This is a genomic window from Nocardia sp. NPDC058633 (assembly GCF_042717045.1).
Taxonomy (GTDB): Bacteria; Actinomycetota; Actinomycetes; order Mycobacteriales; family Mycobacteriaceae; genus Nocardia.
This window is the reverse complement of record NZ_JBHXRA010000001.1, coordinates 308504-332234: the sequence shown is the minus strand read 5'-3', so window position 1 is coordinate 332234 and position 23731 is coordinate 308504. Positions and strand designations below refer to the sequence as shown.

18 protein-coding genes are annotated in these 23731 nt (G+C 68.7%); 8 read left to right on the top strand and 10 right to left on the bottom strand.

Annotation, left to right across the window (positions count from 1 at the left end):
- Positions 1 to 21: 21 nt before the first annotated feature.
- The 4 genes from ACFWUR_RS01455 to ACFWUR_RS01440 form a co-directional block, all read right to left on the bottom strand.
- The gene (locus ACFWUR_RS01455) at positions 22 to 6120 is read right to left on the bottom strand and encodes an amino acid adenylation domain-containing protein (RefSeq protein WP_378900116.1); all 6099 of its coding nucleotides are present in this window, start codon (positions 6118 to 6120) and stop codon (positions 22 to 24) included.
- 435 nt (positions 6121 to 6555) lie between these two features.
- Positions 6556 to 7467, bottom strand: a complete 912-nt coding sequence (locus tag ACFWUR_RS01450; protein WP_378900113.1) for a lysophospholipid acyltransferase family protein — start codon at positions 7465 to 7467, stop codon at positions 6556 to 6558.
- Positions 7468 to 7513: 46 nt separating this feature from the next.
- Positions 7514 to 8332: a GNAT family N-acetyltransferase gene (locus ACFWUR_RS01445; protein WP_378900110.1), complete on the bottom strand. Its 819-nt coding sequence runs from the start codon at positions 8330 to 8332 to the stop codon at positions 7514 to 7516.
- 96 nt (positions 8333 to 8428) lie between these two features.
- The gene (locus tag ACFWUR_RS01440) at positions 8429 to 9724 is read right to left on the bottom strand and encodes an amidohydrolase (protein ID WP_378900107.1); all 1296 of its coding nucleotides are present in this window, start codon (positions 9722 to 9724) and stop codon (positions 8429 to 8431) included.
- Between the two features lie 106 nt (positions 9725 to 9830).
- Here ACFWUR_RS01440 and ACFWUR_RS01435 point away from each other — a divergent pair, with 106 nt between their 5' ends.
- The 5 genes from ACFWUR_RS01435 to ACFWUR_RS01415 all read left to right on the top strand — a co-directional run bounded on the left by ACFWUR_RS01435 (position 9831) and on the right by ACFWUR_RS01415 (position 16196).
- Positions 9831 to 10925: an Lrp/AsnC family transcriptional regulator gene (locus ACFWUR_RS01435; RefSeq protein ID WP_378900104.1), complete on the top strand. Its 1095-nt coding sequence runs from the start codon at positions 9831 to 9833 to the stop codon at positions 10923 to 10925.
- A gap of 195 nt (positions 10926 to 11120) precedes the next feature.
- Positions 11121 to 12662 carry an ABC transporter substrate-binding protein gene (locus ACFWUR_RS01430; protein ID WP_378900101.1) on the top strand — a complete coding sequence of 514 codons (1542 nt, stop codon included), beginning with the start codon at positions 11121 to 11123 and terminating at the stop codon, positions 12660 to 12662.
- On the top strand, positions 12659 to 13600 hold the full coding sequence (locus ACFWUR_RS01425) for an ABC transporter permease (RefSeq protein WP_378900098.1): 942 nt from the start codon (positions 12659 to 12661) through the stop codon (positions 13598 to 13600). The genes ACFWUR_RS01430 and ACFWUR_RS01425 overlap by 4 nt, the downstream gene beginning before the upstream one ends.
- Positions 13597 to 15429 carry a dipeptide/oligopeptide/nickel ABC transporter permease/ATP-binding protein gene (locus tag ACFWUR_RS01420; RefSeq protein ID WP_378900095.1) on the top strand — a complete coding sequence of 611 codons (1833 nt, stop codon included), beginning with the start codon at positions 13597 to 13599 and terminating at the stop codon, positions 15427 to 15429. The genes ACFWUR_RS01425 and ACFWUR_RS01420 overlap by 4 nt, the downstream gene beginning before the upstream one ends.
- Positions 15426 to 16196, top strand: coding sequence for an ATP-binding cassette domain-containing protein (locus ACFWUR_RS01415; protein ID WP_378900092.1), 771 nt, complete (start codon positions 15426 to 15428; stop codon positions 16194 to 16196). The genes ACFWUR_RS01420 and ACFWUR_RS01415 overlap by 4 nt, the downstream gene beginning before the upstream one ends.
- A 67-nt stretch (positions 16197 to 16263) precedes the next feature.
- Here ACFWUR_RS01415 and ACFWUR_RS01410 read toward each other — a convergent pair whose 3' ends face one another.
- Positions 16264 to 17592, bottom strand: coding sequence for an NAD(P)/FAD-dependent oxidoreductase (locus tag ACFWUR_RS01410; RefSeq protein WP_378900089.1), 1329 nt, complete (start codon positions 17590 to 17592; stop codon positions 16264 to 16266).
- A 145-nt stretch (positions 17593 to 17737) separates the two neighbouring features.
- Between ACFWUR_RS01410 and ACFWUR_RS01405 the strand changes: the two genes are divergently transcribed.
- The 3 genes from ACFWUR_RS01405 to ACFWUR_RS01395 are packed head-to-tail and all read left to right on the top strand — an operon-like array spanning position 17738 to position 19286.
- Entirely contained in the window at positions 17738 to 18592 is an 855-nt protein-coding gene (locus tag ACFWUR_RS01405) for a LysR family transcriptional regulator (protein ID WP_378900086.1), read from the top strand.
- Positions 18593 to 18612: 20 nt separating this feature from the next.
- Positions 18613 to 18855, top strand: a complete 243-nt coding sequence (locus ACFWUR_RS01400) for a ribbon-helix-helix domain-containing protein (RefSeq protein WP_378900083.1) — start codon at positions 18613 to 18615, stop codon at positions 18853 to 18855.
- Positions 18852 to 19286 (top strand): PIN domain-containing protein, encoded by a 435-nt coding sequence (locus tag ACFWUR_RS01395; protein WP_378900080.1) that lies wholly within the window; start codon positions 18852 to 18854, stop codon positions 19284 to 19286. The genes ACFWUR_RS01400 and ACFWUR_RS01395 overlap by 4 nt, the downstream gene beginning before the upstream one ends.
- 11 nt (positions 19287 to 19297) lie before the next feature.
- Here ACFWUR_RS01395 and ACFWUR_RS01390 read toward each other — a convergent pair whose 3' ends face one another.
- From ACFWUR_RS01390 to ACFWUR_RS01370, 5 genes are all read right to left on the bottom strand, one after another.
- Entirely contained in the window at positions 19298 to 20170 is an 873-nt protein-coding gene (locus ACFWUR_RS01390; RefSeq protein WP_378900077.1) for a hypothetical protein, read from the bottom strand.
- A gap of 134 nt (positions 20171 to 20304) precedes the next feature.
- Complete coding sequence (locus ACFWUR_RS01385; protein WP_378900074.1) at positions 20305 to 21273, bottom strand: aminoglycoside phosphotransferase family protein; 969 nt, start codon at positions 21271 to 21273, stop codon at positions 20305 to 20307.
- 191 nt (positions 21274 to 21464) lie between these two features.
- On the bottom strand, positions 21465 to 21728 hold the full coding sequence (locus tag ACFWUR_RS01380; RefSeq protein ID WP_378900071.1) for a hypothetical protein: 264 nt from the start codon (positions 21726 to 21728) through the stop codon (positions 21465 to 21467).
- A 193-nt stretch (positions 21729 to 21921) separates the two neighbouring features.
- Positions 21922 to 22878, bottom strand: coding sequence for an electron transfer flavoprotein subunit alpha/FixB family protein (locus ACFWUR_RS01375; RefSeq protein ID WP_378900068.1), 957 nt, complete (start codon positions 22876 to 22878; stop codon positions 21922 to 21924).
- Positions 22879 to 22919: 41 nt separating this feature from the next.
- On the bottom strand, positions 22920 to 23705 hold the full coding sequence (locus ACFWUR_RS01370; RefSeq protein ID WP_328656308.1) for an electron transfer flavoprotein subunit beta/FixA family protein: 786 nt from the start codon (positions 23703 to 23705) through the stop codon (positions 22920 to 22922).
- Positions 23706 to 23731: the final 26 nt, after the last annotated feature.

Genomic DNA, 23731 nt, shown 5'->3' with positions numbered 1-23731 from the left:
GGACGCTCGGCCCGCGTCAACTCACGCGGGCGCCAGGCTCTGCGCTTCGGGCTTCGGGAAGAAGCCGATATCGATGTAGTGGTCGAAGTAGCGAGCGATGACCGTGGCGTCGACCGGGGGGAACTCGATCGGCAGGCCACGGAACGGTTCGACCGGAGCCGCTTCCACGCCACTGAGCACCGCCACCGGGTTCGCCTGGGCGATGGCGGCCGCGTAGTTGCCGCTCAGCGCGGACGCGCGGGCCAGCAGTGGGTCGGCGTCGGGGCTTTCGGCGACGGTGGACAGCTGCAGGCCGAACTCCATCGGGTCGATGAAATCGAAACGGTAACCGCGGCTGCGGATTTCCTCGTACACGACCTGTAGCGGCACCTGTGCGCCTGCGGCCCGGAAGATGTTGCCGATGGCCGCGCTGTCACGCGATCGGCCGACGATTCCCGCCGCGACATGGTCCACGGGTGCCATCTCGATGCCGATCGCCCGCACATCGACAGCCACGCCGAGCACCAGCATGGCGCGCAACATGGTCCACCAGGCGTCCTCTGCCGGAGCGACGCCCGTGCCCGAATCGCCGGTGATCAGGCCGGGACGGTAGACCGCGATGGGGACGCCCCGCTCGATCGCGGCGTGCACGAGCTGCTCGGCGACCCACTTGGTCATCGCGTAACCGGGCAGACCGGCGGGCACCCCGTTGTCCTGCGCGATCCCCGCCAGCACCGACAGGGTCGACACATAGTGGATCGGCTTGACCCGCGTGGTGGTGGCCAGGCGCAGCACCTCGGTCGTGCCGCCCACATTGGCCGCCCGCATTCGCGCATACGGTTCGAGATGGTTCACCAGCGCGCCGTTGTGGTAGATCGCATCGGTCCTGGCAGCCAGTTCGGCGAAGCGCAGCGGGTCCATGCCGAGGTTCGGTTGCGCGAGATCGCCTGGCACACCGATGATCCGGTCGAGGTGAGGCCGCACGTCGATGCGGTACTTCGCGGCGGTCGAGACGACGCGATCCACCGCACTCGCGTCGTCGGTGGCCCGGACAAGGCAGTAGATGGTCGCCGACGTCTGCTCCAGGAGTTCGCGCAGCAGGAAGCTGCCAAGGAACCCGGTGGCGCCGGTGAGCAGCAGCGTGGCCGGTTCGCCGGTTCGCTGTGGCGCGCAACCGGTGAGGTCGATCGACGGGTCGAGGATCGCGTCGACGGCGGGATCGGGCCCGGCCGCCGAAGCCGACGACTCGTCGCGCACGGCCAGTGCCAGGTCGCTGACCAGCGGATAGCTGAACAGCAGGCGCAGCGGCACCTCGATGCCCAACTGCTCGGCGAGGGTGGCGCGCACCCGGATCGCCGTGAGTGAGGTGCCGCCGAGCACGAAGAAGTCGTCGTCGCGGCCGACTCGTTCGAGGTCGAGCGCCCCGGCGATCGCCGTGGCGACGATCTGCTCGTCCGGGGTGGTGGGCGCCTGGTATTCGCGGATCTCCACGGCGGGCGCTGGCAGTGCCTTGCGATCGAGCTTGCCGGTCGCACCGAGCGGGAACTCGTCGAGCACCAGCAGGCGGTGCGGGATCATGTACGGGGGCAACAGGGTTCGGATGGTCGCCAGCACCTCGCCGGTGTCCACGCCCGCGCCCAGGGGCGTCACGTAGCCGACGAGCTGTTCGTGATGCACCGCGACCGCCGCGCCGGCGACCGCCGGATGCGTCCGCAGCGCCGCCTCGATCTCGCCGGGTTCGATCCGCAGGCCGTGCAGTTTGAGCTGGACGTCGGTGCGGCCCAGATAGGTCAGGTCACCGGACGGGAGCCTGCGCACGAGATCGCCGGTGCGGTACATGCGCTCGCCGACGGGCCCGGACGGGTCGGCGACGAATCGCTCCATCGTCTTGTCGGTGCTGCCGAGGTAGCCGCGGGCCAGTTGCGCACCGGCCAGGTACAGCTCGCCGGGCGTGCCCACGGGCACCGGCCGCAGGCGCGCGTCGAGAACGTAGGCGCGAGAGTTCCAGTGCGGCGACCCGATCGGGACGATACCGTCGCCCACCTCGGTCACATCGGCGCCGGTGATCGACACCGTGGCCTCGGTGGGGCCGTACAGGTTGTACAGGCGGCCCGCGGTGACGGTGGTGAAGCGTTCGATGGTGGCGTTCGGCAGTGCCTCACCGCCCACCCAGACCGCGCGCAGCGATCGCAGGGCGCCGGTGGGTGCGGCGTCGAGGAGCATCTGGAGTACCGAGGGCACGATGGTGGTCCCGGTGACACGGTGGCGCGCGATGAGTTCCGCCAGGTACGCGGGATCGGTGAGCCCCTGCGAGGCGGCCACGATCATGTGCGCGCCGGCACGCAAGGGGGTGGCGAAACCGATCATCGAGGCGTCGAAGGTGAACGGGATCGACTGCAGGACAGTGTCGGACTCCCCCACCCCGTACTCGCCGACCATGAACGCGGCCTGGTTGACGATCGCCGAGTGCGGTACGCCGACGCCCTTCGGCTTGCCCGTCGAGCCGGACGTGAAGATCACATACGCCAGGTCGAGGGCGCGCAGCGGACGGAGCCGGTCGGCGTCGGTCAGCCAGGCGTCGGAGAATCCCGTCGGCGCCGCCCGGTCCACCGCGAGGACGGGCAAGCCGTCGGCCGCGATCGCATCGTCGCTGGTGGTGAGCAGGCAGACCGGCTGCGCGACGGCGAGGATGTCGGCGCGGCGCTCGGCGGGTGAATCGGGATCGAGCGGCACGTAGGCGCCACCGGCCGCGAAGACCGCGTACATCGCGACGACGAGGTCGATCGACGGCCGAATCGCCACGCCCACAGTGCTTCCTGGGCCGACTCCCTCGGCGACGAGCAGCCGGGCCAACTGGTTGACGCGGCGAGCCAACGCGCCGTAGCTCAGCGTCACCTCGCCGAAGGTGACCGCGGGCGCGTCCGGGCGATGCTGTGCACGGGCCTGGAATTCGTCGAGCAGGGTCGGGTCCGAGACGAGACGGAGCTCGCCCGCGGGCTCGGACAGTTCGGCCGGCGTCAGCAACGGCAGGTCGCCGACGGGGCGCCGGGGTGCGGCGACGGCGGCGGCCAGCAGTCCGGCCAGGCGGGCGCCGAGGGTTTCCATCGTCGATGCGTCGAACAGATCGGTGGCATAGCGCCAGGAGCAGCGCAGACCGGCGGGCCCGGCGCTGTCCTCGAGCGGAACCACCGTGAGCTGCAGGTCGACCGGCGCGGATTCCTCGCCCAGGTCGATCGCCGACACCGTCAGCTCCGGAAGTTCCAGGTGCGCGGCGCCGAAGTTCTGGAACGACAGGGCAACCTGGTAGAGCGGGTGGTGGGCCTGGGTTCGCGGCGGATCCAGTTCGGCGACCAGACGTTCGAACGGCACGTCGGCGTGAGCGAAAGCGGCCAGATCGATGTCGCGCACCCGCTCCAACAGGGCCGCGAAGGACTCGCCGGCATCGACGCGGGTGCGCAGGACGATGGTGTTGACGAACATGCCGACGAGATCGTCGAGCTCGGGTTCGCCACGGCCGGCGACGGGCGCGCCGATGGTGACGTCGTCGGTGCCTGCGACCCGGGCCAGCAACACCGACAGCGCGGCACGCACCACCATGAACAGCGAGGCATTGTGCTCGCGCGCAAGGGTTTCCAGCGCGGAATGCACCGCAGCGGAGACGACGAAGTGCTCAGCGGCGCCACGGGTGCCCGCGACCGGTGGACGCGGGCGGTCGGTGGGCAGCTCGAGCAGGGCCGGGGCACCGGCCAGAGCGGTGCGCCAGAAGCCGAGCTGTTCGGCCAGTAGCGAGCCGGAATCGTCTGCCGCACCGAGCATTTCCTGCTGCCAGAGCGTGTAGTCCGCGTATTGCACCGGCAACGGTGCCCAGTCCGGCGCCGCACCGGCGGCACGGGCGACATAGGCGGTCATCAGGTCGCGAGTCAGCGGGCCGAGCGAGAACCCATCGGTGGCGATGTGGTGCACGACCACCGCCAGCACGTGGTCGGTCGCGCCGAGCTGGAACAGGGCCGCGCGCACGGGAACTCGCCGGCACACATCGAACCCGCCGAAGGTGAGCCGAGCCAGTTCGCCCGGCAGATCGGGTTCGTCGATCTGGTCGACCACCAGGTCGAGTCCGGCCTGGGCAACGGGCAGCACCTGTTGGAAGCCCGCACCGTCGTGCTCGGGGTACACCGTGCGCAGCACCTCGTGCCGTTCGAGCACGTCGTCGAGAGCCGCGGTGAGCGCGGAGGTGTCGAGCGGGCCGGTCAGTCGCAGCGCGACCGGAATGTTGTAGGCGCTGGACTCGGGATCCAGTCGCGCCATGAACCACATGCGCTGCTGGGCGAGTGAGAGCGGCACGTGCGCACCACGGTCGCGCCGCGTCAGTGGCACCCGCACCGACGCGTCACCGACCAGCACATCGAGCGCGGTCGCCAGTTCGGCCACCGTGCCGTACTCGAAAACGGTGCGGGCGGGCACGCGCGCGCCCACCGAGGCGCCGAGGCGGCCCGCCAGCTGGGTGGCGAGCAGCGAGTTGCCGCCGAGGGCGAAGAAGTCGTCGCCGCGCCCGACCGGGTCGGCACCGAGCAACTCCGCGAAAACAGCCGCGACGGTCCGTTCGGTGCCGGTGCGCGGCTCCTCGAACGCGCGCACGGCCATCTCGGGAGCAGGAAGCCCACGATGATCGAGCTTGCCGACCGGCGTCAACGGCACCTCGTCGAGCACCACGATCGCGGCGGGCACCGCGTGCTGGGGCAGGCGCTGCTCGGCCAGCCGGGTCAGCGCCGCCGTGTCGATCGTGGCGCCCGCGGCCGCGACGACATAGGAGACGAGGGCGCTCTCGCCGCTGGGCAGCGTCCGGATGAGGGTCGCGCAGAAGCCGACCGTGTCGTCGGCCGCGAACAGCGCGTCGATCTCGCCGAGTTCGATGCGGAAACCACGCAGTTTCACCTGTGCGTCGGTGCGGCCGAGGAATCTCAGCCCGACCCCGCCGTGCACCGGGACCCACTGCACCAGGTCACCGGTGCGATAGAGCCTGCCGCGACCCAGCGGGTCGGCCACGAACCGGCTCGCGGTGAGCCCGGCCCGGTCGTGGTAACCGCGGGCCAGACCGTCGCCCGCGAGATAGAGCTCACCCGGCACCCGGTCCGGCACCGGGCGCAGCCGCGCGTCGAGGACCAGTGCCGTCATCCCGGGGATCGTCTCGCCCATGGTGATCACGTCGTCGGCGGTCAGTCGATCGCTCATCGCGCAGACGATGGTGGTCTCGGTCGGGCCGTACACATTGAAGAACGCGCGCCCCGGCGCCCACCGCGCGATCACCCCGGGCGGATAGGCCTCACCACCGACTGCGAGGGCGGTCAGTTCCGGCAGCGCCGCCGCGTCGAGGCCGGCGAGCGCCGCGGGCGTGATGAAGGCATGGGTCACGCCTTCGGCGCGCAACAGTTCGGTCAGCTCGTCGCCGCCGTAGACATCGGGGGGTGCGATGACCATCGTCGCGCTCGCCCCGACGGCCAGCAGCATCTCCAGCATGCTGGCGTCGAAGCTCGGCGAGGCGAAGTGCAGGGTGCGGGAGTCGCCGGTGATGCCGAAGCGACGGACCTGCTCGGCGCACAGCCCGGCCAGCCCGGCGTGGGTGACCGCGACGCCTTTGGGCACGCCGGTCGAACCGGAGGTGTAGATGATGTAGGCGAGGTCGTCCGGAGAGAGCCTGCGCACCCGCTCGCCCGCGCTCACGGGCTCCTCCGACATCGCGGCCGACTCCTGACGGAACTCGTCGGAGTCGATCGCCAACCACTGGATTCCAGCGCCGAGTCGTGCCGCGTCCGCCGCCTTGGCCAGGCCGAATCCGGCACCGGAATCGGCGAGCATGTGCGCGACCCGTTCGGCCGGGTAGCGCGGATCGACGGGCACGAAGGTGGCGCCGGTCTTGGCCGCCGCCCAGACCGCGACCACGGACTCGATCGACCGGGTCAGCGCGAGGACGAAGCGGTCACCGGGGCCGAGCCCGCGCGCGATCAGCACCCTGGCCAGGCGCGAGGACCACTGGTCGAGTTCGGTGTAGGTGAGGGTCTGCCCGTCGAATCGCAGCGCGGGCGCTTCGGGGGCGCGCTCGACGGCGGCCGACAGCAGCCGCGCCAGCGTGGACGACGCAGGCACGCGGCGGATTCGGGGCGCGGTGCGTCGGCGGACGCCAGAAGCTTGCTCAGTCACCGGAATGGATTCCCTTCACCGTGGATCACGCGTACGATCGCCCATCTCGAACGTCGCCTGGACTCTCGGTTACACGGGGGTATCGCAAAAATCCTGCGTGACGGTACCGCAAATATCTCACCAATTTCGGAACCGTGGCAATTCGATCGTTTGAACTGGCGCCTCGATGGGTACCAAAGACCGGCCAGTTTGTTACACAGCTCAGCAGCAGGTCATACGCAGGACGAACGACCAGCGAGCGGACATGAGATTTTCACATTCCTCCGAAAATGAACTTTCCGGCGCCGATCAGCACACCCGCGGCGAATAACCCCACACAGACGAAACAACCGGAGACCGCGAACGCGGCCTCCGGTTGTCAACGAGCATGCGAACGAACAGTTACCAGACAGTAGCCCTCGCCGGTCGGCGAACCTGCTCCTGATCCCCCATCGAGGGGTCCTGCACGCGGGTGTTACCCGCTTCGATCCACTGGGTGTCGGCCACACCGTGACGGGAACGGTCGGTGCCGCGCACCGCGCTCTCGCAGCGCCGCGCCAGATCCCGGCGATCCAGTCCGGGATGCTCGAGCGGCTCCAGCACGATCTCGGCGATCATGCCCTTGCTGCGCAGCACCCGCTTCGCGGAGTCGGCGAAGGTGTCGGTGCCGACGAACCCCGGTACGGTGCACGGCTTTCCGTCGCTGTCCAAGTAGCGCAGACGGACCGGCTGGACCGGGGTGGTGGTATCGACGGCGGCCTGGAACATGGCGGGCCGCATCGAACCATAGGCCCGACCACACCACGTAGTGCCCTCGGGGAAGACGACGATGCGGTTACCGGCGGACAGCCGATCGGCCACCTGCCGAACCACGCCGGGCAGTTCGCGCAGACGCGCCCGCTCGATCGGGATGACCCGGGTGAGCTGGGCGAGCTTTCCCAGCAGCGGCCATTCGACCATGTCGGCACGGGCGACGAAGCTGACCGGCTGCACCGCGGCCAGCGTCACCACATCCGCCCAGCCGATGTGCCCGGCCACGATCATCACCGCGGTGCCGGTGTCGGCGAAGCCCTCGGGCGAAGCCTGCTCGGGCGAGCGGTTGTCGATGATGCGCAACCGCATCCCGAGACAGCTCAGTGCCGCCCTGGCGTAGCGGCGCTGCACCTGTTCGCGGCGCGACTTCGGAGTGGCCATGGTCGATACCGGGAAGCTGAGCACCAGCCCGGCGATACCGGCCAGTCGAGCGAGCATCCTGGCGGTGCCGACCTCGTCGATCGGCTCGATGCAGCCGGACCCACAGGGGCTCGACGGCATCCACGAATGAGAGTGAGTTGCGAGCGGCGCGTCGAACACCATGGGTTTACTTCCCGTCGAAATTGGCGGCCGCGCTCTGCAGCCGCTCCAGATACCGGGTGTTGATGGTTTCCATGCCGAGCAGCGCGACGAAGTCGGCGACGGCGAAGTCGGGGTCGTGTGCCGGTTCGCCGCAGATCTCGGCGCCCAGGCGCAGGTAGCCGCGCAGCAGCGGCGGCATCTTGGGACGGCTCGGCGGGGCCATCTGGTCGAGGGAGAGTCCGTCGACGACCACGGGGTTGTACGGGTGTACGCGACGCTCGGGGTCGCAGGCGTGGCGGCCGAGCAGCTGGTCGCGCACACCGCGCACGTTCACTCCGGCCGGGTCCTCGGGCGAATCCCGCATCGGCACCGACACACAACCCATCACCCAGTCGTAGCCGGTGAGCTGGATGTAGTGCAGGATGCCCGCCCACATGAGGGTGAGCACCGAGCCGTTGCGGTGATCGGGCACCACGCAGGCCCGGCCCATCTCGACGATTCGGTTGCCGGTGGGATCGAGCTGGGTCAGATCGAACTCGGTGGCGGTGTAGTACCCGCCCGCCGCGTCGACCCTGTCCGGCGGCAGCATGCGGTAGCAGCCGACGAACTGTTCGGAGAACTCGTCCCGAACCAGCAGATGGTCGCAGTGCTCGTCGAACTTGTCGGCATCGAGGCCGGTGCTGTTCTCCGGCATCTGGAAACCGGGTTCGGAGGCGAACACCTGGTAACGCAGTCGCTGCGCGGCCTCGCGGTGCTCGGCATCAGACGCGACGACCAAGGAGTACCGAGATTTCCCCACCCCGGAGTCCGGCGCCGGGGCGGTCAACACGGACGAAATTGTCATGCTTTCGATGAAGCCAGCCCGAGCTGGCATCGGAGCGACGCTTCAGTGTCGTGTCGATGCCAGCTCGGTGAACGAGATGGCGGTCACACCGGGCGTTCATTTCATCGCCGCACAACGTTCGCCGACACCCAGTTCCACCCGTACCGCAGCGCCCATCGCGGTGATCGCCGCGGGCAGTGTCACCGCGGGATCGGGCGCGAATCGCGGCGAGTGATTGGCGGGCAGATAGGGCGGCAGCGTGCCTTCTGCCAGCATGTACGCGGCTTCGGTTTCCCCGAATTGGTCGGCGCCGAAGCCACCGACGTTCCAGAACACCGACGGGCAGCCCGCCGCGGTCCCCAGCAATCCGAAATCCTCACTGCCGCTGAGGGGGTTGCGCAGCGGCAGCACGGCCAGCCCGGACGCGCCGAGTTCGGCCATCACCCGCTCGGTGTCGCCCGGTGTGTTCACCGTCATCGGGAACGGGTGGAAGAACTCCACCTCCGGCTCGACGAGCGCACCCGCGGCGGCGGCCTCGGCCGCGACCACCCGCCTGATCGCGTCCATCATCTGCTCGCGCGATCGATCGGAGAAGGTGCGCAGGGTGAGCAGCAGTTCCGCGGTCTCGGCGATGATGTTCGGCCTCGTACCGACGTGCAAGGCCCCTGCGGTGAGCACCGGCGACGATCCCACCGCCGCCTGCCGTGCGACCAGGCCCTCCAGGCGAAGGACCAGCGAGGCCGCCATGGTCAACGGGTTCACGGCCAGGTGCGGGGTCGAACCGTGTCCGCCGACGCCCGCCAACCGCACCCGGACCGAATCCGAGGCCGCCATCACGATGTCGCCACGGGTCACGACGAGTCCGGCGGGCGTGGGCCCCACGTGCTGACCGAGGCAGATGTCCGGACGCGGGAAGCGTTCCAGCAGACCGTCGTTCAGCATCCCGGCCGCACCGGCGCCGGTCTCCTCCGCGGGCTGGAAGATCGCGACGACGGTACCGGTGAGGGTGTCGTCGGCGCACAGCTCCGCGCAGACGCCGAGCAGAGCGGCGACGTGCACATCGTGTCCGCAGGCATGCATGACACCCGAGACGGTCGAGGCGTAGTCGAGGCCGGTGTCCTCCTGCACCGGCAGGGCGTCCATATCCGCGCGCATCCAGACGACAGGGCCCGGCCCGCCTCGCAACACCCCGACCACGCCGGTGCCGCCGACTCGTTCGGTGACCTCCCAGCCGGGCAGCGCACGCAGCTGTTCGGCCACCAGGCTCGCGGTCGCGAACTCCACGCCCGACAGTTCCGGATGCGCGTGTAGCTGCCGGTACACCTGCTGCCACCGGTCCTCGGCGGGCGCCGCGACGACCGCGCGGCCGAGACCGGCGAGCAGGGATTGTGGCGGCGCGCTGATTTCGTTCATCACTGCGAAGTCCTTCGGGTCCGGGAAGCGGCGGGCCACATCACCGTGCCGACCGAGTCGCCGGGCCGATACAATTCGCCGGATCTCGCCACCGAAAGGCACAACCATGCAGAATTTCGCCACCCTGGACGAACTGGACTACCAATTGGTGGCCGCGTTGCAGGTGGCGCCGCGGGCGCAGTGGCAGCAGATCGGGCGCGCGCTCGGCATCGACGGATCCACCGCCGCCCGCCGCTGGACGCGCCTGCAGAACGCGGGGCTGGCCTGGCTCACCTGCTATCCGGTCAGCATCGACGGCGTATCACCGCTGCTGGCCATCATCGAAATCGACTGCGCGCCCGGACGCCTGCACGAGGTCTCGGCCGAACTCGCGCTCGATGTGAACCTGGTGACCGTCGAACTCACCACGGGCGCGCGCGACCTGATGGTCACCGCGGTGTTCTTCGACCACGCGTCCTTGGCCCGCTACATCACCTTCCGGCTCGGCACGCTCGACGGCGTGGTGACCACCCGCTCCCAAGTGGTGACCACCTCGTTCACCGAGGGCAGCCGCTGGCGACTCGATCGCGCCCGGATGGCCCACACCGCGCTGGTGGCCCCCGCGCGCCGGCGCTCCCCCGGCTACGGCTCGATCCACGCCGACGACATCCCGCTGGTCACCGAACTCAGTCGCGACTGCCGCCAATCGGTCACCACGCTGGCCGAACGCACCGAGATGAGCCCCACCACCGTGCGCAGGCGGCTGGCCCGCCTCGAGCAGGACAACGCCATCGCCTATCGCTGCGAGGTGGCCCGCTCCATCTCCGGTTGGCCGCTCAGCGTCACCTTCTGGGCCGCGGCGCCACTGTCGCGCGTCCCGGAGATCGGCAACGCGATCGCGGCGATGCGCGAGACCCGCATGTGCTACTCGCTGACCGGCCCGCGCAACCTGATCTTCAACGTCTGGCTGCGCACCATGGCCGATATGCCCGCGTTCGAGGCGCGACTGACCGAGGCCATGCCGGAACTGACCATCGCCGACCGCTCGATGGCGCTGTGGCCGCTGAAGATCGGCGCCACCTTGCTCGACCCGCACGGACGCTACCTGCGCCACATCCCGATCGGGCGCTGGGAAGACGGTGTGGCCTCGACCGCCGAGGACGCCCTCGTCGAGATTCTGCGTGGTCGCCCCGATTCGCCCGGCGTAGCTGTCGCACAATAGAATTCGGCGTACCGGCGCATCAGCCACCGGGCAGGGGTGGCCCGAATCCGCGCGGTGGCGGATATCCGCAGGGTGTGGGCTCGGGATACCCGTTTTCGGCACAGCGCAGCGCTCCCACGGCTGATAGTTGCGAAAAGTCGGTGCCTGGCAGCGGCACTGATTCCTTGATGTCACCTCACGCATCAAGGAGTTCGCATGAAACGCCCCCTCTTCGCCGCAGCGTGTGTCGCGGCGGTCGCGACGCTCGCCGCGTGCACGACATCACAGACCGGCGGTCCGGGCTCGGGCGCGTCCGACGCGACCGTGCGCCTGGCACTGACCTCCGATCTGGGCAGCTTCGATCCCGCGCGGGCGGCCGGCTCGTCCGACTACGCCTTCGATCGGCTGCTCTACTCGACGCTGGTCGGTCTCGACGACAAGAACGTCGTCGTCCCCCGGCTGGCCGCCAGCTGGGACGTCACCGCAACGCAGGCGACCTTCACCCTGAACAAGGGCCTGACCTGCTCCGACGGCGCCCCGCTCACCGCGAGCCAGGTCGCTGCCTCGCTGGAGTACTTCCGCAAGACCGCACCGGGCGCGGCGTACACGTTCGGCGCGGCCAACGCCGGCGACAAGACCACCATCACCAGCGACGACGCCGCGGGCACCGTCTCGGTGCGCATGGCCAACCCGTGGGCGGAACTGCTCCCCTCGCTGGGCCTGGTCAACGCGGGCATCATCTGCAAGCCGGGCCTGGACGACCCCACCGGCCTGGCCACCGGCTCGGTGGCGGGCGCGGGTACCGGTCCCTACGTCATCACCGCGAGCGAGCGCGGCTCCCGCTACACCGCGTCCCTGCGCGAGGGATTCGACGCGTTTCCCGCCTTCGCCGCCGACCAGACCGGTCGCTCGCCCGCCACGATCGAGCTCAGCATCGTCAAGAGCGAATCGGCCGCGGCCAATCTCCTGCAGACCGGTCAGCTCGACTTCGCCGGTTTCACCGGCCCCGACGGCACCCGGCTGGAGCAGGGATTCGACACCGCGACCGCGCCGATGATCCGTAACTTCCTGTTCTTCAACCAGCGTGCGGGCAAACCCGGTGCCGACGCGGAGTTCCGCAAAGCCGTCGCGCAGGCCGTGGACGCCAAGGCCTTCGACAAGGTTCTCGGCGGCTCGGGAACCCTGCTGAAGAGCTATGTCGACAGCACCGCCAACGTCTGCGCCAACACCGACGATGCCCTGCTGGCCCAGCACGACCTCGCCTCGGCCACCCGAGTCCTCACGGGCAAGAAGATCACCGTGACGGGCACCAACGCGATCGCCGACGGCGCGGGCAACACCTATGTCGCCGAGGCACTGCGCGCGGCGGGCGCCGACGTGGAGCTGGTCAATGTCGACAACAACACCTGGGTATCGTCGGTGTTGCCCGGCGGCGACTGGGACATCAATGTGATGGCGTCGCTGTCGACCACACTGCTCACCGCGTCGAACCTGCTCACCGGCGCCGAACCGCCTCAGGGCCGCAACTACGGCGCGACCCACAACGACGCCTTCGACCAGGGTCTGCGCGCGGCCGTCGTCACCACCGACCAGACGGCCAAATGCGCCGCCTGGCAGCAGGGACAGGCGGGTCTGCTCAACGCCGTCGACATCGTGCCGTTGTCGACGCTGAACGTGCGCTACGTGTTCAGCGAGGGTGTGCGGGCCCATATCCCCAACGGTCAGATCGACCTCAGCACCCTACGGATCGGCTCGTGACAGGGTGGCTCGGCTTCGCGCTGCGCCGCGCGGCCGGACTCCTGGCGGTGGCGGTGGTGCTCGTCGTGGTCACTTTCGGCATGATCCAGCTCATCCCCGGTGACCCGGCCGAATCACTGGCCGGCCAGAACGCGACCCAGGCCGACATCGCCCGGCTCCGGGCCGAACTCGGGCTCGACCGCCCGATGCTCACCCGCTTCTTCGACTATGTGTCGGGCCTGCTGCAGGGTGACCTCGGTCGTTCGTTCCAGACCAGGGAGGCCGTCTCGGACGTGATCGCGGCGCGCCTGCCGTTCACCGCGCAGCTGGCCGTGTTCTCGCTGATCCTGGTCCTGGCGATCGCGCTGCCACTGGGCATCGCGGTCGCCGCCCGGCACAGCCGACGCACCGACGGCGCGTTCACCCTGTCCACCGGATTGCTCGGTGCCGTACCGGAATACGTGGTCGGCACCGCACTGGTGGTGGTCTTCGCGATCACCCTGGGGGTGCTGCCCGCGGGTGGGGCGCAGACCACCCAATCGCTGATCCTGCCCGTGCTGGCCATCAGCCTGCCCAGCATGTGTGTGATGGCGCGGGTGGTGCGGCGCGAAGCCGGAACAGTGCTGTCGCAGGACTACATCCGCACCGCGCGCGGCAGGCGGCTGCCCCCGCTGCGGCTGTACACCCGCCACGTGCTCCCCAATCTGCTCACCGCCGTCATGACCCTGAGCGGTCTGGTGCTGGCCTCGATGCTGGGTGGCACGGTGATCGTGGAAACGGTGTTCGCGTGGCCGGGGATCGGGCAGCGGGTGGTCGACGCGCTGCTGGTGCGCGACTATCCGGTGATCCAGGGCTGCGTGTTGGTCCTGGGTCTGCTGGCCGCCGTTCTCAACCTGCTGGTCGATATCGCGCTGGCGATCCTCGATCCGCGCTCGTCGCTGGCCGGAGGTAACCGATGAAGACTCGCCCCCATCCCTCCCTGGTGGTCGGTGCGATCGGTTTCACCGCCGTCGCACTCGTCGCCCTGATCGCCCCGCCGCTGCTCGGCGACACCGCCGCCGCCATGTCCTCGACCGTGCGGGCGGGGATCAGCGCCGAGCACTGGCTCGGCACCGACTCGCTCGGGCGTGATGTCTGGGCACGCACCCTGGTCGCGGCCCGGCTCACCCTGGTCTTGACCACCGTCGCGACGGCGCTGGCAGCGGCACTCGGTATCGCGATCGGCACCGCGGTCTGGGTGTCCGGGCCGCGAGTCCGCGAAGTCGGGCTGCGGATCATCGACATCATGGTCACCGCGCCGACGTTGATCATGGCGCTCGTGGTGGCGACCATTCTCGGCGCCGGACCGACAGCGTCGGTGATCGCCATCGTGCTCGGTGGTTCGCCGTCGTTCGCGCGACTCACCGCCAACCTCGCCGGTTCGGTCGCAGGCCGCGACTTCGTCTCCGCCGCCAAGCTGCTCGGCGTCTCACCGGCGAGGGTGATGAGCAGGCACCTGCTGCCGAACATCGCCGGGCCGCTGCTGGTGCTGCTGTCCTCCGCGTACGCGCAGGTACTGGTCGCCCTCTCGGGGCTGTCGTTCCTCGGTCTCGGTGTGCAGAATCCCCAATACGACTGGGGCTCGATGCTCAACGGCGGCCTGCGTTCGCTCTACACCACCCCGTCGGAGGCGCTCGGGCCCGCCGTCGCCATCACGGTGACGGGCGTGTTCGCCTCGCTGATCGGTGACGGTCTGGCCGCCACCCTCGACCCGCGCGAGCGCACCAAGCAGCGGCGCGTGACGGCGGTGCCGAAACCGATCACCCCCCAGGCTCCCTCGCCCGACGCGTTGTTGACGGTGACCGACCTCAGCATCGAACTGGACAGCGGTGTGCGCCTGGTCGATTCGGTCTCGCTGCAGGTGGCGCCGGGTGAAATCGTCGGTCTCGTCGGCGAATCCGGCTCGGGCAAATCCCTCACGGCGATGGCGGTGGCGCGCCTGCTGCCCGACGAACTGAGTATCCGGGCGGCCTGTCTGGATCTCGACGGGCTCGACCTGACCGCCGCCGACAGCGATCCGGTGCGGTTGGCGACGGCGATCGGCATCGTCTACCAGGACCCGTCGGCGTCGTTCAATCCGGCGCAGCGCATCGGTAGCCAGCTCACCGAAGTGCTTCGCGTACACCGCAAGACGAGCCGGCGCGATGCCATGGCGGCGGCGGCCGAGGCGTTGCGGCGAGTGCATGTGCGCGAACCCGAGACCGTGCTCGGCCAGTACCCCCATCAGCTCTCCGGTGGAATGCGTCAGCGGGCGATGATCGCCGCGGCTGTGCTGCCCGATCCGCGGCTGATCATCGCCGACGAGGCGACCACGGCGCTGGATGTGACAGTGCAGGCGGAAGTTCTCGAGCTGTTGCGCGAGATCAACGACCGTGGCACCGGCATGCTGTTCATCTCCCACGACATCGGCGTGGTCGGCACGCTGTGCCATCGCGTGGTCGTGATGTACGCGGGCCGCGTCGTCGAGGAGTTGACCGCCGAGGAGCTGCGAGCCGGACGAGCTCGGCATCCGTACACCCAGGCCTTGCTGGCGGCCAGCCCCACCCTCGACGGCAGCACCTCCAGCGGCAGGTTGGCGACCATTCCGGGGCGCCCGCCCGCCCCCGCGGACAGGCCCGCGGGATGCGCGTTCGCGCCACGGTGCCCGCTCGCGGTGCCCCAGTGTGAGGCCGAGCTCCCGCCCCAGATCGGCGGGGTCGCCTGCCATGTCGTCAATGCCCCACTCGCACAGGAGGTTCCGGCGCGATGAGCAGTGGACTCGAAATCCTCGGACTCTCCGTCTCGTACGGCTCCGGCCGCCGCGCGGTCACCGTGGTCGACGACGTGACCCTTCGGGTGCCGACCGGCGAAACCCTGGGCTTGGTGGGCGAATCGGGATCGGGCAAGTCGACCATCGCCAAGGCCGTGGTCGGACTGCTGGCACCGAGTGCCGGACAGATCACCCTCGATGGGCAGGCACTGACAGGGAAGTCCTCGCGTGAGCTACGGCGACGTGTGCAGTTGGTTTCCCAGGATCCCTACGCCTCGCTGAACCCGCGCATGACCATCGGTGCCGCCATCGCCGAAGCCATCGACCCGGCCCGCGCCAACCCGCGCAGGCACACCGAGGCGATCGGGCGCTGGCTGGAAACGGTGTCGCTCGATCCCGCTGTCGCCCAGCGCTATCCGCACGAGTTCTCCGGTGGCCAGCGTCAGCGGATCGCGGTGGCGCGTGCCCTGGCGGTGGAGCCGGAGGTGATCATCGCCGACGAGATCACCTCCGCACTGGATTGCTCGGTCCAAGCCGAGGTCCTCAATCTGCTGCTCGATCTGCGGGAACGTCTCGGACTGACGATGCTGTTCATCTCCCACGACCTGGCGGTGGTGCGTCATGTCAGTGATGCGGTGGCGGTGCTGCGCCACGGCGAGCTCGTCGAATCCGGCTCCTGCGCACAGATCTACGGGAACCCGACCCAGGCCTATACCCAGAAATTGCTCGCCAGCGTGCCCACGTTCGCGACGAACTCACCCGCCTGAGTCTTTCCCCGGGCTACCGCAGCGACAACGACCCGCCACGATGGTGACGGGTCGTTGTCGTTTCGGGTCAGACGGTGACGCGCTCGCGCGAGTCGGTCTCGGCCACGACGTCAGCAGCGGCCTCGTTCCGGACCGGGACATCAGCCCCGGTGGCAGCGGCCTGAACCTCGGTGGCCTCGTCGAAGCCCGGCCGGGCGGTCCCGATGAACGCGACCAGCCAGCCCGCCACCGCCGCGAAGCGATTGCGGAAGCCGACCAGGTACATCAGGTGCACGGCCAGCCACATCGCCCAGGCGATGGTGCCCTTGAAGGTGATGCGCTCGTTGAGCTTCACCACGGCGCTGAAGCGGCTGATCACGGCCATGCTGCCCTTGTCCCAGTAGACGAACGGCGTGCCCGCGTCCTTCTTGCGACGGATGATGTCGGCGGCGTGGCGGCCCTCCTGCATGGCGACCGGCGACTGGCCGGGGTAGCCGTTGAGCGAGGTCATGTCGCCGATGGCGTAGATGTCGGCATGGCCGCCGACGGTCAGGTCGGGGTTGATCAGGATGCGGCCCGCGCGGTCGGTCTCGGCGCCGGTGGCCTCGGCGAGCAGGGTCGCGAAGCCGCCGACCTGCACGCCCGCCGACCACACCACCGTCTCGGCGGCGATCCGGCGCTCCATGCCTTCCTTGTCCTTGACCGTCACCTTGCCCTCGTCGATATCGGTGACGAAGGTGCCGAGCAGCACCTCGACGCCGCTGTCGGTGAGCGAGCGCTTCGCGTATTCCGAGAGCCCGCCGCCGAAGGGCGGCAACACCTCGCCGGCACCCTCGACCAGGGTCACCGAAACCTGCTGGTGGAAGTGCCTTTTCGCGAGTTCCTTGATCTGGCCCGCCACCTCGACGCCGGTGGCGCCCGCGCCGACCACCACGAAGCTGAGCAGGCGGTGCCTGGTCACCTCGTCGGCGTTCTCGGCCAGGGCGAACACGTGGGCGATCTGGTCGCGCAGGCGCTGGGCGTCGTCGATGGTCTTGAGCGAGAAAGTCTTCTCCGCGAAGTCGTCGCGGCCGAAGTAGCTCTGGCTGGCGCCGGTGGCGGCGATCAGCGAGGCGTAGGCGATCTGGCGGGGGCCGTCGGCGGTCTCGTAGGTGAGCACGGCGTTGGCCGCGTCGATACCGGTGACCTTGCCGAGGCGGACATCGATCTCGGGGTGGCGGCGCAGTACGTTCTTGATCGGCGGCGCGATCTCCTCGGGCGCCAGCACACCGGTCGCCACCTGGTACAGCAGCGGCTGGAACAGGTGTTCGGGCGTGCTCGAGATCAGCACGACACCGACTCGTGACTTGGCCAGTTGCTTGGCGGCGGCCAGGCCTCCAAAGCCCGAGCCGACGATGACGACATCCGTGTGTTCCATGATCGCTCGCTCCAAGATCGCGTTCTAGATCGGTAATTAACCCTTTCCTATGAGTAAACGCGATGCGGAACGTAGATGTTTCCACTGCCTGGGCGCATAATGAAGATGACTCTTATCTGTATAACTAATCAATGGGAGGTACCTGGTGGAACTTCGACAGTTGGCCTACTTCGTCGCCGTCTGCGAGGAGCTCAGTTTCAGTCGCGCGGCCAACCGCTGCTTCATCTCCCAATCCGCGATCAGCCATCAGATCGCGAGACTCGAACGTGACCTCGGGTCACAACTGTTCGAGCGCACCACCCGTGCCGTCGTCCCCACCGACGCGACCCTGCGGCTACTGCCGCTGGCCAAGCAGATGCTGAGCCTGGAGTCGGCGATCCGCGCCGCGGTGCGCACCACCGGGCCGCGCATTCGCCTGGCCGCCAACATGTCGTTCGCCGCGCCGTCGCTGTCGGCGATCGCCACCGCACGAGCCGCCCACCCCGACGCCGAGATCGAGTACGTGATCAAACCGTTCCGTCAGCGGATCACGGCGGTGGCCGACGGCGACTGCGATCTGGCGCTGATCCGCGGCAGTGTCGAACAGCCCGGCCTCGCGGTGGAACAGCTCTGGGTCGAGGACCTGGTGATCGCGATCTCCAGCAACCACCCGCTGGCCGAACGCGGCGAGGTCACCCTCGCCGACCTGAGCCCCTACCCCCTGCTGCTCCCGCCCGAACAAGAGCAGGTGTTGTTGCACACACTGATCCGCTCAGCCTTCGCCGACCTCCCCACCGGCCCCACCTTCGGACCCCCGATCCCCCCCGACCACACCGCCACGATGGAACTCCTCAACCGCCCCGAATCCTGGACGATCCTCTACGAGGGCCCCACCAAGGGCCTACTCACCCTCGATCTCACCGACCACCGCCTACGCATCCCCGTGTCAGCGGTCCTGCGCGAGGACGCCCGTGAGAACCCGATCGTGCAGACCCTGCTGGACGCCCTGCACCACCACTAATGGGTGGTACCCTATGTGGTGTGATCAAGACGACCGTGTACCTCCCTGAGGAAATCGAGGTCCGGCTCGACGCCGAAGCAGCCGCAACCGGGGTGAGCAAGGCGGAACTCATTCGACGGGGGATCGCCATGCTGCTCGACGCGTCCGAGAGGCCGAAGCTCGATGGCCCGCTCCCGGTGTTCGACAGTGGGCGATCGCGCAGTGCCGAGGAAATGAACGACGCCGTCTACGACCACATCAAGTCCCGGTCGTCCCGGCGATGATCGTCGTCGCTGATACGTCTGCCTTGTTCGCGGCCTTCGATAAAGGCCAGGCCGAGCACGCGCAGTCACTCCAGGTGATGGAGTCCGAAACGCTGCTGATTTCGCCGCTCGTACTCACCGAACTCGATCATCTGGTGCATCGCGACCTCGGCTTCGACGCCGCGATGCAGGTCACTGACGCCTTGATGAGGCGACTCATCGATGGCCGGTACAAGCTGGCCGAACTCAAGCACGTCGATCTCGATGCGGCGCAGTCGGTTCGCGCGAAGTACGAAACTCTGCGGCTCGATTTAGCCGATGCGGTCGGCGTCGCACTCGCGGACAAGTACCGCACCAACAGCATTTTCACCCTCCACCAGCGAGACTTTCGGGCGATCGAGCCGTTGACACCCGGCATGCGCTCCTTCCGGATCCTGCCCGCCGACCTCTGACCCGCCGGCCATCACCAGCGATTCGTTCGCGATGCCTTGCGATACCGGATCCAGCGCCCGGTCGAGCCGGCGGCCGCGCAGGCGATCAGTGCCACCGCGAGGGCGATGATCGGGAGGCAGATCGCGAGGGCGACAGCGGTGCCCTCCGACGCCAACGCGCCGGCGATCGCGGCGAGCATGACGGCCACAACGAACACGCCGGTAATGATCACCATCACGCGCCCGGCGGTGCGCGCACAGAGCAACAGCACACCTCCGCCGCCGGTGAAGGCGACGATGCAGGTGAGGATCGCGATCACGACGGCCGATCCGCTGGTGTCCTTACCCGCATCGAGCTCTTTGATCGTCTCGGTGATTCCGTAGATCAGGAAGGCCAGGATCGCGAGGCTGACGAGCACCGTCACGATGCCCGCGAACATCGCGGCACCCTTCGACGGCTCGCCACCACGCGCCGCTCCCTGGTTCCACGGGTTCCCGGCTGCCATGTGCGGCAGCCGTGGATTGCCGACCGCCGCACCGTATTCCGGCTCCCCCCACCCCGGTTGCCGCGCGTACCCGCCGACAGCGGGTGTCTGTTGCGCGGACTCGGCCCAAGGTTGCCGAATCTGCCCATCGGAACCGTGCCACTGCTGCACGGGACCGGCCCATGACTGCGCGTGCTCGCCGGATCCGGGCCCTCGCCCCGCCGGATCGGCCCAAGGCCGCTGCACATGCTCACCAGAGCCCGGTCGGTGGTGGGCAGGATCGGTCCACGGCTGAAACACGGTCGGCGCGGCAACGTGCCTACCCTCGAGCGCATCGCGGACGGCATCGGTGAATTCCGTTGCGCTGACGAATCTCTCGTCACGTCGCTTGGCCATCGCCCGCGCGACGACGCTGTCCACCGCGGGTGGCAGATCCGTTCTGGCAGAGGTGAGTCGGGGCACCGGCTGTGACAGGTGACCCGCGGTACCCAGCGAAATCAGCCCCCACCTGCAGCACAACCACTCCTCACCGTCCCCGCTCGCAGCCTCGCACGCTACCCGTACGCACAGCTTTCGGCCAGCGCGTACGCCACCGCGGTATGCAGCGTGAGCATGTTGTGGTCCTCGTCATCGATCGCCCACGCCATCTCCTCCACCGCTCGGACGAGGGCCCAGCCTCGGGCCCGCTCGGGGTCGACGTCCAGAGCCGTGGCGGTGGCCGCGATGACGGTATCCGCGTGTTCTCGGGTCGGATTCGACTGGATCTGGATCATCAGCAGGAAGCCCGCATCGAAGGCCGCCTCGCCGAGGCAGGGTTTGGGGTCGATCAGCAGCCACGGTTCACGTTCGGCGGCAACGATATTGCCGAGGTGGGTGTCACGGTTGACGATAAACAGCGGACCGTCTGGTGCGGCCAGCGCGCCACACCAGTAGTCGGCTTTCTCACGCAGCTGATCCGGAAGCAGCTCGGCCAGTTGTGAATTCGCCGCCTCGAGCCGCCCGCGAAGACCGTCGACGACCTCGGTGGCGAAGGGAAACGGCGGAAAGCCTGCGGGGACCGTGCCGACGGGCCGCCGCAGTCGGCGATACAGCCCACACGCGAACGCGACCTTCTCCGCGTTCTCCGGTCGCCCCTCGAGACTCGGAAAACCCGGCTGATTCAGCAATTCCGTTCCAGGACGCGCCCATTCGAGCAACAGCGCGCCGCTGCCGGGATCGAAGTCGAGTAGCCGAACAGCACCGTCACCTGCGTAGACGTGCAGCGCCGTCGCCTCGGCAACGTTCTCCTCGTCCACCATCGGCACTTTCAACACCACCCGCGACTGATCCGCACGTTGCGCGGTCGCCACATACGCATGCGTCCCGCCCCGAAACGGCGCGGACAACCCCGTCAACCCCCAGCGCGCCGCCACATCCGCAACCACACTGGGCAATTCATCGATCCACTGCGAACCGGCCCGACCGAACACCGCCCGGACCGTCTCCTCGACCTCGACCGGCAACACCACACGTCCGAACGACATCAGCCCAGCCTGCCGACATCGTTTGCGCAGGTCAATCCGACCGCACTGACATGCAGATCGCCGCCGTCGCCGGCGATCCGCCCGCAATGCGCTCAGCACGGTCCGCATTGTGCGCTGCCGACGTCGGCGCCGAGTGCCGTCGCCGACGGACCGGTGCGACCGGATCTCTCATTTCACCAAGCGCAGCAGGACTACTCCCCGCATGGTGCACTACCAGCACTGAACGTGGTGAACAGCAGCGTGCACCCGAAAACAAATCCGAGGAAGTCATCCATCGTGTCGACCGACCCGAGGAAGCCGTCGGAATTGTCGATCGGATGACCACTCCCCATCGCGGCAGATCCACTGGCCAACGGGCCCCACACGTCCCGTGCCGCAGCCGGTTGAGCCGAGGCCGCCCCGGCACCCGTCAACGACACAGCGACCAGCGCACCCACGATCATCGAACGCTTCATTGATTCTCCTCCGAACGGCTTGCGGCAGGTGCCGACCAGAAGAATCTAAAATACATATGTTCCAGATATTGCGGATTGCCCGACCCGAGATCCAGGGGCCGGCGAGTCGGCCGCGAACGACAACGGCCCGCGAAGCCTGTCGCGTATGCGGCAACAGGTTTCGCGGGCCGAGGTCGAATCGACCGGAAGGTGATCAGCCCTTGTGGGACTTCACGGCCTCGGTCAGCTGCGGGGAGACGTTGAACAGGTCGCCCACGATGCCGTAGTCGGCGATCTCGAAGATGGGTGCTTCCTCGTCCTTGTTGACAGCGACGATGGTCTTCGAGGTCTGCATGCCGGCGCGGTGCTGGATGGCGCCGGAGATGCCGAGGGCGATGTAGAGCTGGGGGGAGACCGTCTTGCCGGTCTGACCCACCTGGAACTGGCCCGGGTAGTAGCCCGAGTCGACGGCCGCACGCGAGGCGCCGACAGCGGCACCCAGCGAGTCGGCCAGCGCCTCGACGACGGAGAAGTTCTCGGCGGAACCGACGCCGCGGCCACCGGAGACAACGATGCTCGCCTCGGCGAGATCGGGGCGGTCGCCACCGACGATCGGGTCGCGCGAGACGACCTTCACGACGCCGTCTTCCTGCGCGGGAACCTCGACCACGACCTGCTCGCCCGCGCCGGCCTGCGGAGCGGACTCGATGGCGCCCGGACGGATCGAGATCACCGGCACGTCGCCGGTGGCCTTGGCCTCGACGGTGAACGCGCCACCGAAGATCGAGTGCACGGCCGTGCCGTCGGTGTTGACGCCGATGACGTCGACGAGCAGACCGGAGCCGATGCGCGCGGCAAGGCGGCCCGACACCTCCTTGCCCTCGGCGGAGGCGGCGACCAGCACGGCGGCGGGCGCGGCCGAATCGACCAGGCCGGCCAGGACGTCGACCTTCGGGGTGACCAGGAAGCCCTCGATGTCGTCGGACTCGGCGACATAGATCTTCTCGGCGCCACCGGCGGCCAGCGCGGCGGCCAGCTTGTCGGCGGTACCGGCGGGGCCGGTCACGACGGCGGACGGCTCGCCCAGCGCACGGGCGGCGGTGAGCAGTTCGGTGCTGATCTTCTTCACGGCACCGTCGGCGTGCTCGATGAGCACAAGTACTTCAGCCATTGGTTCTTTCTCCTAGAAAATCGTGGCAGTCTCGGGCCGGATCAGATGATCTTCTGACCGATGAGGTAGGACGCGATCTGGTTGCCGCCCTCGCCCTCGTCCGCGATCTTCTCGCCCGCGGTGCGAGCCGGCTTCGGGGTGGCACCGGTGACCTTGGTGCCCGCGTTGGCGACACCGACGGTCTCCGGGTCGACGCCCAGGTCGGCCAGGGTGAAGACCAGAACTTCCTTCTTCTTCGCGGCCATGATGCCCTTGAAGGAGGGGAAGCGGGGCTCGTTGATCTTCTCGGTGACCGAGACGATCGCGGGCAGGGACGCCTCGAGCTTGAAGACACCCTCGTCGGTCTCTCGCTCGCCGGTGATCTTGTCGCCGTCGACGGTGAGCTTGCGCAGGTGCGTCAGCTGCGGGATGCCGATGTACTCCGCGATGATCGCGGGCACAGCACCTGCGCGGCCGTCGGTGGCCTCGTTACCGGCGATGACCAGCTCGACACCCTCGACCTGGCCGAGAGCGGCGGCCAGCACGTAGGCGGTCTGCACGGCGTCGGAGCCGTGGATCGCCGGGTCGTTGATGTGGATGGCCTTGTCGGCGCCCATGGACAGCGCCTTGCGGATGGCCTCGTTGGCGCGGTCGGGACCGGCGGCCAGCACGGTGACCTCACCGCCCTGGGCCTCCTTGATCAGCAGCGCTTCCTCGACGGCGCGCTCGTTGATCTCGTCGAGCACCGCGTCGGCGGCCTCGCGATCGAGGGTGTAGTCACCATCGGTCAGCTTGCGCTCGGACCAGGTGTCGGGGACCTGCTTGATGAGTACGACGATGTTCGGCATCGGTCTTCGTCGACCTCCTTCTGGGG

Excerpts from the sequence above, each read along its gene's own strand:
- ACFWUR_RS01450 (WP_378900113.1), bottom strand. The coding sequence starts at position 7,467 with ATGCCGTCGAGCCCCTGTGGGTCCGGCTGCATCGAGCCGATCGACGAG.
- ACFWUR_RS01445 (WP_378900110.1), bottom strand. The coding sequence starts at position 8,332 with ATGACAATTTCGTCCGTGTTGACCGCCCCGGCGCCGGACTCCGGGGTG.
- ACFWUR_RS01440 (WP_378900107.1), bottom strand. The coding sequence starts at position 9,724 with ATGAACGAAATCAGCGCGCCGCCACAATCCCTGCTCGCCGGTCTCGGC.
- ACFWUR_RS01435 (WP_378900104.1), top strand. The coding sequence starts at position 9,831 with ATGCAGAATTTCGCCACCCTGGACGAACTGGACTACCAATTGGTGGCC.
- ACFWUR_RS01430 (WP_378900101.1), top strand. The coding sequence starts at position 11,121 with ATGAAACGCCCCCTCTTCGCCGCAGCGTGTGTCGCGGCGGTCGCGACG.
- ACFWUR_RS01420 (WP_378900095.1), top strand. The coding sequence starts at position 13,597 with ATGAAGACTCGCCCCCATCCCTCCCTGGTGGTCGGTGCGATCGGTTTC.
- ACFWUR_RS01415 (WP_378900092.1), top strand. The coding sequence starts at position 15,426 with ATGAGCAGTGGACTCGAAATCCTCGGACTCTCCGTCTCGTACGGCTCC.
- ACFWUR_RS01410 (WP_378900089.1), bottom strand. The coding sequence starts at position 17,592 with ATGGAACACACGGATGTCGTCATCGTCGGCTCGGGCTTTGGAGGCCTG.
- ACFWUR_RS01395 (WP_378900080.1), top strand. The coding sequence starts at position 18,852 with ATGATCGTCGTCGCTGATACGTCTGCCTTGTTCGCGGCCTTCGATAAA.
- ACFWUR_RS01385 (WP_378900074.1), bottom strand. The coding sequence starts at position 21,273 with ATGTCGTTCGGACGTGTGGTGTTGCCGGTCGAGGTCGAGGAGACGGTC.
- ACFWUR_RS01380 (WP_378900071.1), bottom strand. The coding sequence starts at position 21,728 with ATGAAGCGTTCGATGATCGTGGGTGCGCTGGTCGCTGTGTCGTTGACG.
- ACFWUR_RS01375 (WP_378900068.1), bottom strand. The coding sequence starts at position 22,878 with ATGGCTGAAGTACTTGTGCTCATCGAGCACGCCGACGGTGCCGTGAAG.
- ACFWUR_RS01370 (WP_328656308.1), bottom strand. The coding sequence starts at position 23,705 with ATGCCGAACATCGTCGTACTCATCAAGCAGGTCCCCGACACCTGGTCC.